Annotated in this window: 15 protein-coding genes; 8 read left to right on the forward strand and 7 right to left on the reverse strand. The window is 65.2% G+C overall.

What is annotated here, in order from left to right:
- Positions 1–3: 3 nt before the first annotated feature.
- A complete protein-coding gene (locus OG225_RS42010; protein ID WP_331757933.1) occupies positions 4–762 on the reverse strand; it encodes a GNAT family protein in 759 nt (252 codons plus the stop codon).
- Positions 763–1,015: 253 nt separating this feature from the next.
- On the opposite strand from OG225_RS42010, the gene OG225_RS42015 reads away from it, so the two are divergent.
- The gene (locus OG225_RS42015; protein WP_331757935.1) at positions 1,016–2,593 is read left to right on the forward strand and encodes a 3'-5' exonuclease; all 1,578 of its coding nucleotides are present in this window, start codon (positions 1,016–1,018) and stop codon (positions 2,591–2,593) included.
- Between the two features lie 155 nt (positions 2,594–2,748).
- Here OG225_RS42015 and OG225_RS42020 read toward each other — a convergent pair whose 3' ends face one another.
- On the reverse strand, positions 2,749–2,898 hold the full coding sequence (locus tag OG225_RS42020) for a hypothetical protein (protein ID WP_331757938.1): 150 nt from the start codon (positions 2,896–2,898) through the stop codon (positions 2,749–2,751).
- Positions 2,899–3,161: 263 nt separating this feature from the next.
- On the opposite strand from OG225_RS42020, the gene OG225_RS42025 reads away from it, so the two are divergent.
- From OG225_RS42025 to OG225_RS42045, 5 genes are all read left to right on the forward strand, one after another.
- On the forward strand, positions 3,162–3,731 hold the full coding sequence (locus tag OG225_RS42025; protein ID WP_331757940.1) for a DUF6301 family protein: 570 nt from the start codon (positions 3,162–3,164) through the stop codon (positions 3,729–3,731).
- 373 nt (positions 3,732–4,104) lie between these two features.
- A complete protein-coding gene (locus tag OG225_RS42030; RefSeq protein WP_331757942.1) occupies positions 4,105–4,587 on the forward strand; it encodes a hypothetical protein in 483 nt (160 codons plus the stop codon).
- A gap of 71 nt (positions 4,588–4,658) precedes the next feature.
- Complete coding sequence (locus tag OG225_RS42035; RefSeq protein ID WP_331757943.1) at positions 4,659–5,096, forward strand: hypothetical protein; 438 nt, start codon at positions 4,659–4,661, stop codon at positions 5,094–5,096.
- A gap of 150 nt (positions 5,097–5,246) precedes the next feature.
- On the forward strand, positions 5,247–5,444 hold the full coding sequence (locus OG225_RS42040) for a hypothetical protein (RefSeq protein ID WP_216915449.1): 198 nt from the start codon (positions 5,247–5,249) through the stop codon (positions 5,442–5,444).
- A 56-nt stretch (positions 5,445–5,500) separates the two neighbouring features.
- On the forward strand, positions 5,501–8,110 hold the full coding sequence (locus tag OG225_RS42045; protein WP_405183571.1) for a LuxR C-terminal-related transcriptional regulator: 2,610 nt from the start codon (positions 5,501–5,503) through the stop codon (positions 8,108–8,110).
- Between the two features lie 458 nt (positions 8,111–8,568).
- Here OG225_RS42045 and OG225_RS42050 read toward each other — a convergent pair whose 3' ends face one another.
- Both OG225_RS42050 and OG225_RS42055 read right to left on the reverse strand, forming a co-directional pair.
- Entirely contained in the window at positions 8,569–10,923 is a 2,355-nt protein-coding gene (locus OG225_RS42050) for an MMPL family transporter (RefSeq protein ID WP_331757949.1), read from the reverse strand.
- Positions 10,924–11,276: 353 nt separating this feature from the next.
- Positions 11,277–12,101 carry a hypothetical protein gene (locus tag OG225_RS42055; RefSeq protein WP_405183572.1) on the reverse strand — a complete coding sequence of 275 codons (825 nt, stop codon included), beginning with the start codon at positions 12,099–12,101 and terminating at the stop codon, positions 11,277–11,279.
- Positions 12,102–12,271: 170 nt separating this feature from the next.
- On the opposite strand from OG225_RS42055, the gene OG225_RS42060 reads away from it, so the two are divergent.
- Positions 12,272–13,822, forward strand: a complete 1,551-nt coding sequence (locus OG225_RS42060; RefSeq protein ID WP_405183573.1) for a site-specific integrase — start codon at positions 12,272–12,274, stop codon at positions 13,820–13,822.
- Here the strand turns inward: OG225_RS42060 and OG225_RS42065 are convergent.
- Positions 13,792–15,195 carry an IS1380 family transposase gene (locus tag OG225_RS42065; protein WP_331757956.1) on the reverse strand — a complete coding sequence of 468 codons (1,404 nt, stop codon included), beginning with the start codon at positions 15,193–15,195 and terminating at the stop codon, positions 13,792–13,794. The genes OG225_RS42060 and OG225_RS42065 overlap by 31 nt on opposite strands.
- A 254-nt stretch (positions 15,196–15,449) precedes the next feature.
- Between OG225_RS42065 and OG225_RS42070 the strand changes: the two genes are divergently transcribed.
- Positions 15,450–16,517 carry a hypothetical protein gene (locus tag OG225_RS42070; protein WP_331757958.1) on the forward strand — a complete coding sequence of 356 codons (1,068 nt, stop codon included), beginning with the start codon at positions 15,450–15,452 and terminating at the stop codon, positions 16,515–16,517.
- Between the two features lie 41 nt (positions 16,518–16,558).
- Here the strand turns inward: OG225_RS42070 and OG225_RS42075 are convergent, their stop codons facing one another.
- Positions 16,559–16,906: a hypothetical protein gene (locus tag OG225_RS42075; RefSeq protein WP_405183574.1), complete on the reverse strand. Its 348-nt coding sequence runs from the start codon at positions 16,904–16,906 to the stop codon at positions 16,559–16,561.
- A gap of 51 nt (positions 16,907–16,957) precedes the next feature.
- On the reverse strand, positions 16,958–17,410 hold the full coding sequence (locus OG225_RS42080; protein ID WP_405183575.1) for a hypothetical protein: 453 nt from the start codon (positions 17,408–17,410) through the stop codon (positions 16,958–16,960).
- Between the last annotated feature and the right edge of the window lie 175 nt (positions 17,411–17,585).

A 17,585-nucleotide genomic window follows, 5' to 3' on the forward strand; every position in this document is an offset into this window, starting at 1 on the left:
GGCTCAGACTCTAGATCCGCGATCCAGGCCCGATGACACATCGGTGACGCAACTCCCTGGACACCACCGGAGGGCCGGACCCCGCGTTCGGCGCCGGGATGAGGACTGCGGCAGGGGTAGACACGCTCGGGTTCTACTGTCGGGAGTTGGTCTGTCCAGAATCGACGACGCCGGTGAATGCTGTTGTCCCCCAGCGCTGAGCGTGGTCGGCCGGTTCAGTCGGCATCCGGAAAGCGCGCATACATGTACATGTCGCGCGGCCAGGCCGTCGATCTTCTGCCACCGGCGTAGCAAGCCCTCACGTCGATATCCGGCCGATTCCGCAGCGCGCCATGATCCCTCGTTCCACGGCTCGACGTAGAGCTCCAGCCGCGTCACCTCATCGAGGGTCGAGCCCCAGGAACTGAGCAGGCGCAATGCCCGGCCCGCGTAGCCGTGACGGCGATGGCTGCGCTCGATCCAATATCCGATCGATACCCGGCCGTGGCCGATCTCTTTCCGCCACAGTCCGATCTGTCCCACGGCCGTGTCCGTGCCAGGATCTGCGATCGCGAACGACCACCCCTGCCCGGTGCAGGCACGGTGGTGCTGCCGTCGAATGAACTCTCGGGCGTCGGCTTCGTCCCCGTTGGCGCAGACCGAGGTGATCGAGGGAATCAGAGGATCCTTGCCCGCGGCGATGATCAAGTCCACATCGGAGGCCGCGAACGGTCGCAACCGGACCATGTCCGCGTCGAGTACCGGCACCACCAACCCAGTCATGAGTTCCACCCCATACCCGACAGTTGGCGTTGGCAATCGAATTCGGGTGGTGTCGGTTTTCGCGCACGGCGTGGTTCTCCGGCCGCGCTCACTGGTTCAGGGTTGGTATCCATATGGATACTTGAATGGGCCGAGCATCTGATCAGCGGAAACATGTTCGGGCACAGGGTGTTCGCGTGTCGGTGACTTGTCGTATGGTCCTGAAATGATGCTGGTGAGCCACGCTCACACCCGTGATCGGAAGGGATCCGCGATGACCGCCAGCGACCGCATGTACCTCGGTCCCCAACTCCTTGCCTCGGCGCTCGACATGCCGCGGTGGCAGTTCGAGCGCGCCGACGCGGCCGAGATGCTGCCCGCCCGCGAGCACGCTCAGGGGTGGACACCCGCCCAGGTCGAGCAGATCCGTGCCCTGGTGCCCGCGATCGTGGCGCGGTTCGGCGCCGAGCATCCGATCGGGATGACCCGGTGTGCGGATCGGCTCGCGCACCGGCTGAGTCTGCCGGTGCAGCCGGGCGATATCGCCGCACTCGCCGAGGCCGGACACCTCGAGGTCGTCGACACCTTCACCAATCGCGGCACCACCTACGACCTCTACGCGCCCGCCGCCGTCGACGCCCTCGCGGTCGATGTGGTCCAGGCGGTGATCACCGCCCGCACCGAATGGACCGCGGCCTCGGTCACCGCGGACGAAGCCTGTGCCCGGTTGGACTGGAAATGGGACGAGTTGGAACGGGTGGCCACCGAACGCGGGCTCATGACCGGCCGATACGGGCGCTACCAGCGCACCGACATCGACGCCCTGGCCGCCGATACCGACCTCGTCGAGCAGGTGCGTGCCGACCGTGTCGTCACCGCCGATCACGCGGCGCGCGAGATCCTCGACGTCGAGCGTCGACACTTCGACATCATGGTCGAACACGGCTGGGTGAAACCGATCCGCCACCACACCAAGGAGGTCGGCCGGTACCGGACGGTGCAGGTGCCGCTGTACCGCACGCGGGACGTGGAGGCTCTGCTCGACACCCCCGATGTCGACTTCGAGGCGCTGCGAGCCACACCGAAGGGCACCAAATCACCCCTGCTGGACCTGGTCGGCGGGCGGAAAGCCAGCCGCGCGAGGGTGATCCGCGCCTTCCTCGACCGGTTCGGCGCCGAACACGGCATCGAGATGTGGGGATGGTGGGTTCCGGGCCCGGACCGCTGGGAGATCGACTGGGAACGCCTCGACAACGGCCCCACCAAAGCCGATGTCGCGGCCGCGATCGACGCCCACCCCGGGCTGCGCGCCTACCGCCGCGACATCCAACTGCACTCCGACGCCGGCGCCGCGATCCGCTTCGCCCGCGCCATGCTCGAACCGAACGTCGCGGTCATCCTCGACACCGAGACCACCGACCGTTACGGCGCGGTCTGCGAGATCGCGGTCATCGACGCCTGCACCGGGAAAACCTTGCTCGACACCCTGATCAACCCCGGCACCCCGATCACCCCCGACGCGCAGGCGGTACACGGCATCAGCGACGACGATGTCACCGCCGAGGGCGTGCCGGACTGGAAGACCGTTTATCCGAAAGTGTTGCGGGCGACCAAAGATCGAATCGTATTGGCTTACAAGGCCGACTACGACCAGACGGTCATTGTCGGCGACTGCGCCCGCGCCGGGATCCGCCGCACCCGCCTCGCCGACGCCAACCACTGGGCCGACGTCATGATCCTCAGAGCCAACCACGCCCGCTCACCGCGGTGGCTACCCAACGGCGGGGGACATCGCTCGCTCGGCGACGCCCAGGAAACCCGGCGTCACCTGCAACGGATGACCGCACCCTGAACCGGGCGCAAGTCTGACCAGCACACCGCCGGACCTTTCCTGCCCACTGAGGGACAGGACACGGTCCACTGCGGTCAGGCTCCCAGATGCAGGCGTGCCAGATCACCCAGCGTCTTCAGCACCCGCAACATGGTCACCGCCCGCACCGATATGCCCTACGAGACCGTGAACGCGAGGTAGTTGCTGCGGGCGGCCAGTTCGGCGGGGGTGAGGTTGTGGGCGCTGCGCGCGCACGACTGCGCCGTGGTCCCGCGGTCCAGGGCATCACGCACCGTGAGGGTGTCCCAGATCGCGCGGTCGTCCATCGTCGCGCATCCTTGCTCGGACCGGACTTCGAAGATATCGAGCAGAACCCGCACTGGGGGAGCCGTAGTATCGGCCGAATTTCGGGCGGATAGGGCGTAACCCGCTGGCAGTGGTGGGGTTTGAGGTTGTCGCGCTGCGGGTCGGGTTGTTGGTGCTTTGCTGGCTGGCGTCGTGGTCGCCCACATACGCTCGCCACACGCTTCGAGAACCGGCCGTAACAACGGCGATCGCCGTCACATCTCAACAGGAAGTAGTACACAACATGCAGGTCGACTACGACGGCGCGGTCCGGATCGCGCGGCTGGCAGCGGCATTCGACTGGAGTTGGACCGTTGCCGATGTAGAGCCCTTCTGTGCCGCGGCGGGCTGGCGCTTCGAGCCGTTCCCCAAAACAAGCAAGACGCTGAGCCTCCAGGTGACGACCGACCTTGCTATCAACCGCCAGGACGGCCTCGCCCGGGCCAGTGTCCTCGAGGTCAAGCGATGGCGACCGTCGCGAACAATGCTGAATGACTTCAGCGTCTACATCACCGACGTCACCACCGTCGGTGATGTAGACGCCGACCTGACCGACGCGTTCGCCGGTCTGACCGCGCGCCTGACCTCCGAACTCGCCGAACCTACACGGTGGGCTACCGGAGACGATGACCTCGACCAGGAAGTCGGTTGGGAGCTGCCGAAATCGGTCATCGTGTTGTCGGCTAGTTATCCGGTGCAATCCCCGCCCAAGCCCACCGGTGCGATCAGGCTGAAGCTGATCAATCCCGTATACCAGGCTTTCAATGACGCAGCGGCGGAGTACGAGCGCCTGGAAGAAGAGGACGAAGGGTAGCGGTCAGACCGTTCGGGTCTCGGAGGGGGCGCGCGGCCCGTGCGGATCGGCGTCGCGGGGGGACACGCGGACGTCGGGTACAGGTACATGCCTCACATGCCGCAAGGCATACCGGATCTACCGCGACCACCTCAACCGACAACCCCGGCCTGACCAGCACCCAGCAGAACCCGCCCTCTACCAGCGAGTTACGCCATATCCGCCCGAAATTCGGCCGATGCTGCGGCGACCCCGCACTGCGCCAGCAGATTTGCCGATCCTGCAACAGATTCTCCTGTGCCGCAGAGCCCGTGGTCGATGAGAACCGGTTCTTCGTCTCCTGGTAGATGCCGAGGCGGCCTATCCCACCCCACTGCGGCGCAGGAGCGACGCCATGACCATCCACACCACTATGGGATCACCGACGCCACACACCCTGATGGCTGGCTCGGAGATGACCGTGACCGAACTCGACCGTGCCGGTCTGCTGCACGCCGAACCCGATACGCGGTTCAGCAGGTTCGCGGTGTTCGTGCCCGCCGACCACCTCGGTACGCTTCGCCCGATAGCGGTGGGCCGGGGCGCGGTGATCTCCGCGTTCGCGGTCCTGCACGGCGGCGTGAGGCTCGCCGACGGTGCCCGGGTCGAGGAGCGCACGGTGATCGGCAAGCCGAGTTCGCCGACGGCTGTTGATGTGCGTGACTGCCCGGGCCGTGTCCGGTGCACGAGCGGGCCACGGCATGCCGCAGTGTCCGAGAAGCGGACGACCGGGCTTGACCGTGCTCGCGGTCGGTCATCTCGCGATGCGATCTCCGACGCGATTGGGGTAGGCCGCTACTTCAGCCGCCTACTGCGGCCGGGCCAAGACTGGTTGTAGGGCCGGTTTCGGTCCACATAATCCGCAGTAGCAGGGCTCCGATCCTGTGCTGTTGCGAACGGAGGTATGTGATGCGACACAACACTATTGGGGCGACAGTGCTCGCGCTGGCAGCAGCGACGGCGGTCGCGGTGTGGCCGGGCTCGGCTTCGGCGACGGCGTTGGATCCGGAGCCTGTCGGTGGCCGTGAGCGGGTGAAGGTCACCGTCACGTCCACGGAGGTCGATCCACTGGGGTGCTGGGCATCGGTGGATGGTGGCGATACCCGAAAGATCGATGTCCCGGTCGGAGGCAAGCAGAGCGTGCTGCTCTCGCAGGTCGCGCCGGGAACTCGCATGGTCCGCACGGTCTGCTATACCCAGCCCCCGGTCCCGAAACCGCAAATCCTGGTGCTGGACTCGATCCGCCCGGTCCAGGTCGAACTGGCCAACGTGGTCCTGGACGGACTCGACGGACTCTTGGTGGGTACGGGTAGCAGTTCGATGGCAACCGACCCTGCCTTGCGCTGAGCGTCGCTGTCCGAGGCGGCAAGACGGCAGGTTCCCGGCCTCACCAGCGAAGGGTCTGGCCGGGTCCTTGCGAATCAGTCGGTTCCCGTGCGGAAGCCGGGTGTGCGCTAGCCCCTTTAGTCGAGAGCAGAAAGGTCGTGGGGTGGGCTGATGGACGAGGACGAGCGGGATCGATGGGCGATGGATCGACTGCCGTTTCCATATCTGGAGGCGCTGCGGCTACGCGCTGCTGGCGTAACCGATGAGGTGATCGCGAAGGTTCTGGCCCTGGACGTGGCAGCGGTGGGGTCGGTATTGGCGATGGCCGAGGTGAAACTCGCCGCGATCCGCGCTCGAGGGCGGCGATGACGATACGATCGCGTGACCTGGCCTTATCCGGTGCCGTCGACGATTATTCTGAGACCATGGTTGCGGCGTGGCCGCTGATCGGGCGGGCCGAGGAACTGGACCGGCTACGGGAATCCACTACTCCCGCAGCCCACGGCGTGGTCCTTTCGGGCCCGGCCGGTGTCGGCAAAACCCGTCTGGCCGCAGAGGTCCTCGCTTACTGGCAGGGCCAGGGGCGGTGGTGCCGCTGGTTCGTGGCTACCCGATCGGCGCAGTCGGTGCCATTGGGGGTTTTCGCCGAGGTCATCGAGACCGACGTCCATGACTCGGTAGGACGCATCCGTTCGGTCGTCAACGCACTGACCGGCGACGGGAGCGGGGATCGCGTGCTCCTGGTCATCGATGACGCGCACCTGCTCGACGAGCAGTCCGCACTCGCGCTGCACCAGATCGTGCGGCATTCGCACGCTGATGTGCTGTTGACGATGCGCAGCGGCGAACCCGCCCCCGACGCGGTGACAGGGTTGTGGAAGGACCAACTCATCGCACGGCTGGATCTGCAACCGCTCTCACAAGAGGAGACCACCGATCTACTCACCCGCACACTGGGCGGGCACCTCGAATCCTCCGCCGCTGCGGGATTGTGGCGTTTCACCCGCGGCAACGTGCTGCACCTGCGGCACCTGGTCGAGGGCGAACGCGCCGACGGCCGGTTGAGCGAACGAGACGGGGTGTGGGTGTGGGAGGGCCGCCCGGAGATCTCGGCGCCGCTGACCGAGTTGATCGACGCCGGTATCGCCCGTCAACCGGCACCTGTACTGGTCGTGGTGGACCTGGTGTCGGTCGCTGACCCTCTCGAGGTCGCGGTGCTCACGGCGTTGTGCGATCCCGACGCGGTCGAAGCCGCCCACCGTGCCGGGTTGATCGTCATCGACACCGACGCAGCACCGGCGGTGGCACGGCTGGCGCACCCTCTGCTCGGGGAAGTCCGCCGGGCGCGCAGCCTTCCTACCCGGTTGCAAGCGCTGCGAAGCAAGGTCGCACGCCAACTGGAACTCCACGACAACGCTCCCGGCCCGATCATGCTGGTCCGACGAGCGGTGCTCATGTGTGGATCCGATCTCGCCCCTGACAGCGACCTGCTGATCGATGCGGCTCGCGCAGCGCTGCGACTGTCGGATCCGATCACCGCTGAACGCCTCGCGCGCCACGCCGTCGCGGCCGGTGGCGGGTACCGGGCCCACTGGGCGCACGTCGGTGGGTTGATCGACACTCAACGCTTCCGTGAGGCGCACGAGATCACCACCATGCTGGCAGCATCGGCCAAGTCACCGCGAGAACGAGTCGCCATGACGGTACTCGCTGCTGTGATCAAGGACATGATGGTGGGGCCGCCCGGAGAAAATTGCGTGGCTGCGCTGGAAAACGAGGCCGCCGCAGCGGGTTTGAGAGGCATCTACGATGCGGCCGTAGCGTGTACGGCAGCGTTCCAGATCAACCCGGCGCGGGCGGTCGAGGCGGCGCAGGTGGCGCTGGACTCGGCAGAGCTGTTCAACGAAGACTACGAGCTGGTTGCCCTCATGGGACTCACCACGGGCAACGCCATGCTGGGCCGCTACAGCGCTATGGCCGCGCCTGCCGAGCGCGGCTATGTGATGGGCAGAAACTCCACTCGTTCGGCCACCGCCCATCTGCTGCACAGTGTTCATCACTTGCTAGGGCTCTACACCGGCGGCTACCTCGCACAGGCCGCTGGTCTGGTCGCGCAGCTCACTCGCGAGCAGTTGGACTTCCCCCTGGCGTATTCCTACTGGGAGTTCATCGAAGGACTTGTCGCGATCGCTCATGGAGATCTGGCCGTGACTGTCCAGCGGTGCAGGGAAGCTCGAGCGGTGAATGTCGTCGCGGAATCGACTTGGACACAGACGTGGGCGTTGCTCCAGCAGGTCACCGCTGTGGCGATGAGCGGCGACAACGAGACCGCGGCGACCTTATTGCAGGATTACCATGGACCGGGTTCGGTTGCCGCGGCGTTGAGCCCACCGAGCGTCCTGCTCCTCACTCGGGCGTGGGTTGGTGCCGCAGCCGGGGTCACCAGCCGCGCTGTATCGCTCGCTGTCGAGGCTGCCGAAATAGCTCGCGGGCAACACTTCTTCGCCCACGAAGTCCTGTGCCGCCAAACCGCGGTCCAGTTCGGCGACCGGAACCAAGCGCGACGCCTCACCGAGCTCGTAGCGATCGTCGAAGGACCGCGGGTCGCGGCCGCCGCCTTGCACGCCACCGGTTTGGAGACCGGTGACTGCGACGGACTGTGCGAGGCCGCCGGCCGCTATGAGCAATTCGGTGACCGGATCGCTGCGGCCGACACCTTCGCGCAAGCGGCGAACCTGTTGCGCGACCGTGGTCTTCGCGGTGCTGCCCTCACTGCGGCAGCGTCGGCCGAACGGCTCTCCGCGGCGACCGGCGCCGCCACACCCGCACTACGATCGCTGCGATGCCCCTGCCCGCTGACCGCGCGGCAACGCGAAGTGATCGCCTTGGTCGCCGCAGGGCTGACCAACCGACAGATCGCCGAACAACTCGTCACCTCGATCCGAACCGTGGAGGGACACCTGTTCCGGGCATCTCAACGCACCGGAATCAGCAGCCGCGAAGGGCTCGCCACGCTCGTGGACCACAGCACATGACACTTCCGTGGCCTCTGCTCTCGCAAGACCTGACAGATTCGGGCACGCGCGTATCAGAACGAGGATGCGCTGTCAGTCCATCGCAGACATTTCGTGGGCCTGGGGAATGCCACGATTCTGAGACAGAACTCTGATGCCACGTCGCGAGACAAACTGATTGCGGCCACACGCGGTGCGGGTTCACCCCAGCTCGGTCTGGGCTTGTGTATAGCTGGTCAGTGACCGGTCGCAGGGGGTGGGCCGCCGCCCCCACCCCCGCGACCGTCGGCTTCGCCCGATCGCGGGGTGTCGGCCGCAGGGTCCTCGGGTGGGGTCGCTCCGGATCGGGGCTACGGAGCCTCTTGATCGTTGGGGTGGTCAGACCGTGATGGCGAGGGTGATGGTCGGGCGAGCAGATCGAGTCGATTGTTAGTGAGCTGGAGGGTATTTGGTTGGTGGTGAATTCAGTGGGGGCGGGTTCAGCGATTGATCGGTGTGGTGGGCGGCTCTATGTCGGCGTGGTCGGTGGTTCGGGGTCGGGGCGGTCGTCGTTGTTGTGGCGCACGTCGTTGTGGTGGGGGGTCGGGTTCGTAGACAGCGGGGATCTGGAGGGTGACCGGGTCGGTGATGGGGGTGGCCCGGATGAGGTCGACGGGGTTGGCGTTACGGGGGTGTGCGTCGTCGAGGATGGGTTCGCCGAGGCCGATTCGTTGTTGGATGCGTTTCATCCAGGGTGGGGCCCACCAGCAGTCGTCGCCGAGCAGTTTCATGGTGGCCGGTACCAGGAGCATGCGTAGGACGGTGGCGTCGATGATCAGGGCGGCGATCATGCCGACGGCGATGTATTGCATCATCACCAGGTCGGAGAAGGCGAAGGCGCCGACGACCACGAGCAGGATCAGGGCGGCTGCGGTGATGATGCGCCCGGTGTGGGCGGTGCCGATGCGTACTGCCTCGGTGGTCGACGCGCCTTTGGCGCGCGCTTCGACCATTCGGGACAGCAGGAACACCTCGTAGTCGGTGGACAGGCCGTAGATGATGGCAATGATCACGACCAGCACCGGTGCGGTGATCGGTTGCGGGGTGAAGTTCAGCAGTCCGGCACCGTGTCCGTCGATGAAGATCCAGGTCAGGATGCCCAGGGTGGAGCCGAGACCGAGCGCGCTCATCAGCGCGGCCTTGATCGGCAGTACGAGCGAGCCGAAGGTCAAGAACATCAGCAGCGTGGTGATCAGGACAACCGCGGTGATCATCCACGGCATCCAGAACAGTAGCGCGTCGATGCTGTCCTTCTGCAGCGCCGGGACACCGCCGACGAGCATGCGCACGGAGTCGGGTTGCTCGAGGTCGCGCAGGTATTCGATGGTGAGGCCTGCTTCGTCGGAGTCGGTGAGCGCGGCGGTGGTGCGGAACACCTCGGGGTCGGTCGTCGAGCGCGAGGGGATGCCGAACGGTGCGGCCAGACCGGGTGCGGTGTTGGCTTGTTTCCACAGTGCGCCGATGGCGTTGGTGTCGGCGCCGACGAAGACCAGCTCGATGGGGTCGGATTTGCGCAGCGGGAAGAGTACGTCGAATTCCTGCTGCGCGAGACGTGTCGGGTTGTCCGGCGGTAGGTATTTCTCGCTCAATCCGCCGAAGACCAGGTTGCCGATGGGCAGGATCAACAACACCAGCCCGGCGACGATCGGGACGGCGACCTTGATCGGATGGCGCATCACCGCGCGGGTACTGCGTCCCCAGAATCCGTTTTCGACCTCGTCGGCGGATCTGGTTTTGCGTAAGCGTTTGATCCCGAGCATGTCCACGCGTGGGCCGAGTACCGCCAGGATCGCGGGCAGGATGGTGATCGCGGTCAGTGCCGCCATCGACACGGTGGCGATCGCGCCGTAGGCGATGGATTTGAGGAATCCTTGTGGGAAGAGCAGCATGCCGCCGAGGCTGGCGACGATCATCGTCGCCGAGAACACGACGGTGCGGCCCGCGGTCATGACTGTGCGGCGCACCGCGGTCGGGGTGTCGTAGCCCTCGGCGAGTTCTTCGCGGAAGCGGCTGACGATGAAAAGTCCGTAGTCGATGGCCAGACCGAACCCGATCATCGACACCACCGCGGACACGAAGGATGCGACCTCGGTGAACTCGGTCAGGAACATCACGATGCCGAACGCGCCGAAAACGGTGAGCCCGCCGACGATCAGCGGCAACGACACGGCGACGAGACCGCCGAAGATGAAGAACAGCAGGACCCCGACCGCCGGGAACGCCAGCAGTTCCATCCGGTGGATGTCGGCGGCGATGGTGTCGTTCAGGGCCCCGGCCACCGGCTGCAACCCACCGACCTGCACATCGACGCCGGGGATGGCGAAGGCGTCCTTGACCGTCCGATAGTTGCGGACCATCGTGGTGTCGTCGTCACCGCGGATCGCGATCGCGGCGAACGCGTGCTTGCGATCATCGGTCGCCACGCGTGATCCGCTGATCTTGCCTGTCTCGGTGCGCCAATAGGCGGCATTGATCCCCGCGATCTGCTCCGGATAGCGCTTCGGCAGACTGTTGAGACTGTCGACGATCTTGTCCGCGAACTCCGGGTCGTCGACGGTCTTGCCCTCGGGGGCGGTGTAGAGAATCACGACATCGCCATCGTGGTTGCGGCCGAACGCCGCGTCGGCCACCCGCGCGGCCTCCGAGGACTCCGAGCCAGGGTCGAACATGCCACCCGAACTCAGATGGTCTTCGAGCCCGACGCCGTACCAGGCCAGTCCGAGCATCGCCGCGGCCACCACCCCGATGACCACGAAACGGATTCGTGAGACCAGATCACCCCACCAGGCGAACACTCAATCCACCACCACTCCGAGACGCACGCCCGCTGATCTTGCGCCGCGTTCGTCCTCGCTGCCACTGCCGACCCTGACCTTGTCGAACACGCCGTTGTGCATGAGGCCGACATCCTTTCCACGTGGTGGTCCCGCCCGATGTGCCACCCCGCCAACGGCCATCACTTTTCGCGAGTTCCCAACATCAGCGAATTCTCAGGAAGAAATCTCTGCTGACGGCCAACCGAAAAGAATGTACGAAACGGGCCTGTCGGCCCTGATGGGACAGTTCCGGACACCTCGGCTGCTCGACATGAACCGCAGGCCAGCTGCACCGGCCGCCTGCGCGGGAAAACCGAAGTGGGTGTTGCCCTCTACGGCGTCGAGACCGGGTGGGGGTACTTTTTCGGTTGGATCGTAGGGACAGGCAAGGTGACGAGCTGTTCGTATGGGAGCCCGCGCAACTCCTCGACCAGCAGTTCGCGTCGCCGCTCGAATTCGGCCACAACCCAGCCGAATGCATCTTGTGCCAGCCGGCGCAGGTTCGGCACGGCTGTCGGATCCGAGAGTTGGTCGGCGTTCATATGCAGGAACAACACCTCGATGACCTTCGTATCAGGGTTGTCGGGGCCAAGCACAGCACAAACTTTCGAGTCGGTCACCAAGGCATCGTCGTGCGCGATGTCCTTGTCGCGCAGATCTTGCATATATTTCTGGAGCTGACGGGGCAGCCCGGCCTGGTAGACCTTGGCCGCCTCCAGGTCCAACTGCCGTGCGTTGGACTTGGTGTCGAAACAGCGTGCGAAGGTCACGATCGCCGATCGCCACAACGCTGTACGCACCACCGTGGGATCGCCGGGAAACCGCAGCAGCCGTTCGGTGGCCTCCACGACGAAAGCCAAATCGATGTGGTGCTTGGCGAGGTCGCCCAGGTGAGCGACCTTTCTGTCGCGGCCGCCGTAACCGTGCAAGTCGACCACCGCTACGGCGCTGTCGTAGCCGTCGATGACGAGCTGACCGTTTTCGAACCTCGTCGTAGGCATCACCGCAGCGTAGCCACTACAAACCGATCCTGACGAACCGATTTCCGACATATCGATCGGCCGAATACCTCGGCAAGACACGCGACCCAGCGCGACCAGTTCACTACGGCATATCCGTCCGAAAGCCGGCTTTCCGGCCACCTCGACCACCAGCACGGACTACCTGAGCTGTCGGCCTGACCAGCAACTACGCCAAATCCGTCGTTTCTTGCCGTTTCTACCGGAACTCCGACTTCGGCGATAGCCTCACCGGCCTGACGGGCGGTCGTGACCGGCTTCGCCCAATCTCGGCGTGTCGGTCGCGGGGGTGCTCGTATTTTGTCGCAGTGCCTGTTCTCGGATGGAGGTTGTGCTATTTCCCGACTGAGTTGCCGACTCCCACGGTGTTGCCGCCGTTCACGTTACCGACCGCCGCCGAGTGGATTCGGTGGCGCGACGGAGCCGCGATCCCGGCGAAAACGCCGTTTCTGTTGTCGCCGCGTTTCGACTACGACACCGCGCTGAACGGCTTCTTTATGTCCGCCGACATGCTCGGCGCGGCCTACAACACTCAGATCGGTTATGCGCGAGACCTGAAGGCCTTCCTTAACTTCCTGTGGCACAACCGCAATCGCGTCACATGGCGTGATGCCAGCACCGCCGATCACCTGGCCTACCTGGCCTGGCGGCGACGAGACCCAGCCGGGCCCCGCGTCGATGACTCCACATGGGATCGCGAGGTCACCGCAGTCAACCGCTTCTACGGTTGGCAGGTGAGCGCAAAACACCTCGCTCAGAACCCGATCCCGCAACGGGCGCGGCGGGCGCAGCCTTCCATCGTCGGGCACCGAGCCGCCGCTGGAACGACCCCAGCGACCTACAGTCACGGCGCGGGCCGGGAGAAGATCGAATGGGCACCTCCGGCCACCTATCGGCGCTGGCGCGATGTCGGATTGCGGGGATATTCCTCGGATGGGTTGCCCGACCACGGGTTCCGAGGCCGATGGGCCCAGATACTCGACTTCACCACCGTCCCACCCGCTTGCAGGATCATGGCGAAAGAGCTGTTCTACGCCATGCTGTCCGGGAAACTTCCAGACGGCGAGCCTCGGCCATCACTGTCGACGATCCGCACACGGTTCACCGAAGTCCGGCCGTTCCTGATATGGGCCGACCGACAATCCACGCTGGCAGATCACGAACTGCGGTTTGCCTCGATCGTCGGCGCCGATCTGGTGCGATTCAACAAGCAGTTGAGTGCCACTTCGCGCAACCAGTCCCAGCGTGTCAAGACCCGCACCGCGGTCCGGATGCTTTGGCGTTATCGCGACGTTCTCAGTGACACACTGAGCTTCGATCCAGCCCACCTCGACGGCTGGAGAGAGTCCAAGCAGACCTCGGCCGAGAACCGGACCGACCGCATCCCCGAGCAGGTTCACGGTCCGCTGCTTGCCTGGGCGATTCGTTTCGTCGATGTCTTCGCCCCCGACATTCTCGCCGCCCACGCGGAATGGGCGACCTGGCGTGAAGCGTCGTCCACGCCTCGGGGCCGCAACCGCGACGCTGACCGAGCGCTGATGGCCGTGCTCGACGGTCATATCCGCCGCAACCAGCCGCTTCCCGGATATCGGGGAAAGATCAGCGTGAGTCGACTGGCCACCCTCGCGGACTGCTCTCGCAGAACCCTCATGCGCCACCACTCAGACATCCTCGCCGTCGCCGCTAAACTTGAATCCACTGATCGAATGTGGAGCTGGCCCGCACGCCTCCGGCGTGCGGGCCAGCGGGGTTTCGGGCGTGGAGTGACCGCTGGTGTGCCCAGCATTTCCACGGAGATTCCTGGTTGGGGCCGGATGGCCGGGGCGGGTCAGGTGGTGGTCGGGGGTGGTGGTTTGTAGCCGATCGTGTTGTGCCACAACCTCAGCCACGCGCCGGTCCATGGCCAGTGGCGGGGCAGGTGCAGGATAGGGCGGCGTTGTGGTCGAGCGAGTCGGGCGGGAATGTTCACGATCTTGCGGCGCAGGGTCGATCCGCGGGCTCGCCCGAGTCGGTTCCCGGCCAGGGTGCCGGCGGCGCGCAGCAGGTTGTGAGCGATCGCGGCGCACAGGGTCCAGGCGGAGTTGGCGGCGAATCGCCCGGACGGCATGTGAGCCAAGGGGCCGTCGATCAGGTCGGCGAACACGGTCTCGATCACCGCGTGGCGGCGGTGGGTGATGTCGGCGTCGGTGGTGGTTTCGGTGGAGTCGGTGAAGAACGGATGATATCGCCAGACGGGGAACAGGGCGTCGGGATAGCGGGCGTCCTTGACGCGGCGCACGATCAGTCTCGCGGTGACACGATCGTCGGTGGAAGCGAAAGCGGTGTAGGAGATTTCGGCGACTTCGGCGTCGGATATCCATTCCCCGGTGTCGGGGTCACGGACCGCGCCGGGATAACGAACCGGTGTCCAGGCGTTCTCGGGGATGGACGCGATGGCGGCTTTCACCGCGGTGTTCTTGGTCAGCACCAGCGAGAACCGGGCACCGGCGCGCGTAGCGGCGCGCACAATCTTGCGGGTGCCGTAGGCCGAATCACCGCGCACCAGGATCTCACCGGTCCCACCGGCCGAGCGGGCGGTGCCGATCGCGGCGGTGACCATCGAAGCGGCGCCTTTGCCGGATCCGCTCCTCCCGGCCCGTAGCCGCATTCCCGCGATCACGGGCGCGGCGAGATCGGTGCCGATCGTGGCCGCCAAAGGTGAAAGTCCCTTGCGCAGAATCTGTTTCCCAGCGACCTTGGTGTGCCCGTAGGACGCCCCCTGCTTCTGATGTCCGTAGACCGGACGCAACAGCGAGTCGATATCGATGAACGCTCGCACCTCGATACCGGGCAGCAGGCCCGCCCGCTCGATGAGGGCGAGCAGGTGGGCGCGCATCACCGACTCCAACTGTTTGGTGTGACCGAAGGTGAACTCCCGCAACAGGGTTCCCACCGTCGAGGGCGCGTACACACCACCGAACAGACTACCCATCCCGCCACTGCGCAACACCTCGATGTCATCGATGCTGTCCGCGCCGGCGCACATCCCCGCGATCAACGTCGCCAACTTCGGCGCCGGATTCGCCGACCCGGAGGCGATCCGGGGCGAGTCGATCACGATCCTCTCATCGAACATGCTGGTCAAACCGGTTTGCTCGGCCAAGGCCATCACCGGAACCAACCCCGCGCACGACACGAGCCCATCGTCATCGAACCTCGCCGAATCCTCGGCGAACCTGTGGAACAATCGCACTGAAAGTGTCTTTCGGATCTGGAACTGATTGTTGCGTGAGAACTCCAATCATCCCAGTTCAGAAGGCACTTTCCTCATTTCGACACACCTGAATCCACCGATTTCATCGGTGGATTCAGGCTAAAGTCGGAGTCGCCGAGGCCACCCCATTCGACATCTCGATTACAGCTCACCTGGACGGGCGGCCCTGGGTCGAGGAGATCGTCACCGACGGCGCAAAGCTCAACGGGCTCGTCAGACTCTCACGCGCCCTGATGGCGGCCGCCTACGTGGTGATCGCGTTCCTGTCCGGCATGCGCGACAGCGAGATCAAACATCTGCGCCGCGGCTGCTTGCAACTCCAGCGCGACGAGAACGGACACACCTACCGCTATAAGCTCGCCAGTCTTGCTTTCAAAGGCGAAACCGACCCGGCGGGCGTCCAGGCAACCTGGGTCGTCGGGGCTGCGGCTGCCCGCGCGATCACGGTCCTGGAAACACTCCAACCCACCTCCACCGATCTTCTTTTCGCTCACCTCCAAAACGGATGCGGTGCTGGCGCGAATGGCCAGAACGAGGTGATCACCACAAAAGGAACCGCCCTACAACTCAACAATTTCCTCAGCTGGATCAACGACTACTGCGCCACCCACCACCGCCACGACGTCATCCCCACCGTCAACGGGCGAACCTGGAGACTGCAAACCAGGCAATTCCGTCGCACGTTGGCCTGGTTCATCGCCCGCCGCCCCGGCGGCTCCATTGCTGGCGCAATTGCGTTTCGGCACTTGAGCATTCAGATGTTCGAAGGCTACGCCGGAACGTCGGACTCCGGATTCCGAGCCGAAGTCGAATCCGAACAAGCCCTCGCCCGCGGCGAACACCTGCTCACCATGACCGACCAGCACGAACACTCCCACCTAGTCGGCCCGGCTGCCGCAGAAGCCGCCCGCCGACTCGAACAGTTCGCTGACCAAGCACGGTTCCACGGCAAGATCATCACCGACGAGCGACGCCTTCGTCGACTCATGGACCGCGAGGACCCAGCCGTCTATCCCGGCAAATACGTCACCTGCGTTCACACCCACGACACAGCCCTCTGTCAGCAGCGCCGTGACCACCGCGACACCCTGCGCCCCGACATCGGCAGTTGCAAGCCCTTAGTCTGCCGGAACGTCGCCCTCACCGCGGACAATGTCGACAACCTGCGCAGCGAAATCACCCACATCGACCGGCAACTCACCACCAGGCCGACGCCGCCCCCGCTACTGCTGCACCAACTTCACTCACGCCGCGGCGACATCGAGAACTTCCTTGCCCGCCATGCCTCGGAGGACACATGAGCCTTCCTGCCGAACTTCAAGTGCGACAAGCATTCACGGACCTAGTCGAGCAATCCCACAGTGACGGGCGACGACCCAGCGTCCTGGCGCTCGCCCGCCAGTTCGGGCTGTCCAACACGACCTTTCGCCGCCACTACCCCGAGATCGTGAAAGAACTCGGAGAAATCCGGCGCACCCCGCCAACCGCACACATCGACCGAACAGCCGGCACCGAACACGCGCGGCTGGTCGCCCGCAACGCCAAACTTCGCCGTCGAAACCACCAGCTCCAACAACACCTCGACCTCGCCGCGGCGAACATCGCCCGCCTGACCATCGACAACCAGACACTCCGACAACACCTTGAGCAGGCAAGGGAGGTCACCAACCTCACTGACCGTCGCACTCACACCTGACCTTGCCCGACTACCCACTTCAGGCGGTCAGTGGTCTGAACTGAACTACATCCATAAGGTGGCGCGAATCCACACCGCGCGTTCGGCCTCCATCATTTCCAGCGCGGCGTCTGGAGTCAGCTGATCGGCGGTGCCGCTGATGAGGACCAAGCCCGCGCCGATGTGATGCAGACCCGCGACCCGCTCACGCCACTGCGTATCAGCTTCCAGTCCGCCGGAGTAGATTTCGCCGAGTCCGGTCGGGCCGGTGATCCGCACCGTGGTCACACCCGCGCCGATGGTGACCGTCCAGCCCGGTGCCGGATCGCCGAGGAAATCGGTATCGCGCATCGGCTGGGCGCCGTGTTCGGTGAGCGCGGTGGTCCAGGCATCCGCGGTAGCCAGCGTGCCGGATTCGGCGATGTGCACGCTACGGAATCGGGGCAGCACGATCACGACCGGAGTGGTGCCGATGACGGCGGTCCAGGTCATTGCCTGCTCGATCTCGGGCGTGGCCATGCCGATCGACACTACCGGGCCGAAACGGCCGTTTTCACCCGAGAATCTATCGACGGCGCCCCGGGTACACCCGGATGGACAGCCGTTGCCGAGCAAGTGCCGCCACAGTGGTGACCTGCCTCTACGACGCCGGGTTCGAACTCGCCGAGGACACCACCCGGCTCACCGCAACGAG

The sequence above is a fragment of the Nocardia sp. NBC_01377 genome (genome assembly GCF_045040005.1).
Classification (GTDB): Bacteria; Actinomycetota; Actinomycetes; order Mycobacteriales; family Mycobacteriaceae; genus Nocardia; species Nocardia noduli.

What these genes read in the sequence shown, in the direction of transcription:
- OG225_RS42030 (WP_331757942.1), top strand. Translation starts at nt 4,105, where the DNA reads ATGACCATCCACACCACTATGGGATCACCGACGCCACACACCCTGATG.
- OG225_RS42045 (WP_405183571.1), top strand. Translation starts at nt 5,501, where the DNA reads ATGGTTGCGGCGTGGCCGCTGATCGGGCGGGCCGAGGAACTGGACCGG.
- OG225_RS42025 (WP_331757940.1), top strand. Translation starts at nt 3,162, where the DNA reads ATGCAGGTCGACTACGACGGCGCGGTCCGGATCGCGCGGCTGGCAGCG.
- OG225_RS42070 (WP_331757958.1), top strand. Translation starts at nt 15,450, where the DNA reads ATGGCGGCCGCCTACGTGGTGATCGCGTTCCTGTCCGGCATGCGCGAC.
- OG225_RS42010 (WP_331757933.1), bottom strand. Translation starts at nt 762, where the DNA reads ATGACTGGGTTGGTGGTGCCGGTACTCGACGCGGACATGGTCCGGTTG.
- OG225_RS42040 (WP_216915449.1), top strand. Translation starts at nt 5,247, where the DNA reads ATGGACGAGGACGAGCGGGATCGATGGGCGATGGATCGACTGCCGTTT.
- OG225_RS42015 (WP_331757935.1), top strand. Translation starts at nt 1,016, where the DNA reads ATGACCGCCAGCGACCGCATGTACCTCGGTCCCCAACTCCTTGCCTCG.
- OG225_RS42080 (WP_405183575.1), bottom strand. Translation starts at nt 17,410, where the DNA reads ATGGCCACGCCCGAGATCGAGCAGGCAATGACCTGGACCGCCGTCATC.
- OG225_RS42035 (WP_331757943.1), top strand. Translation starts at nt 4,659, where the DNA reads ATGCGACACAACACTATTGGGGCGACAGTGCTCGCGCTGGCAGCAGCG.
- OG225_RS42020 (WP_331757938.1), bottom strand. Translation starts at nt 2,898, where the DNA reads ATGGACGACCGCGCGATCTGGGACACCCTCACGGTGCGTGATGCCCTG.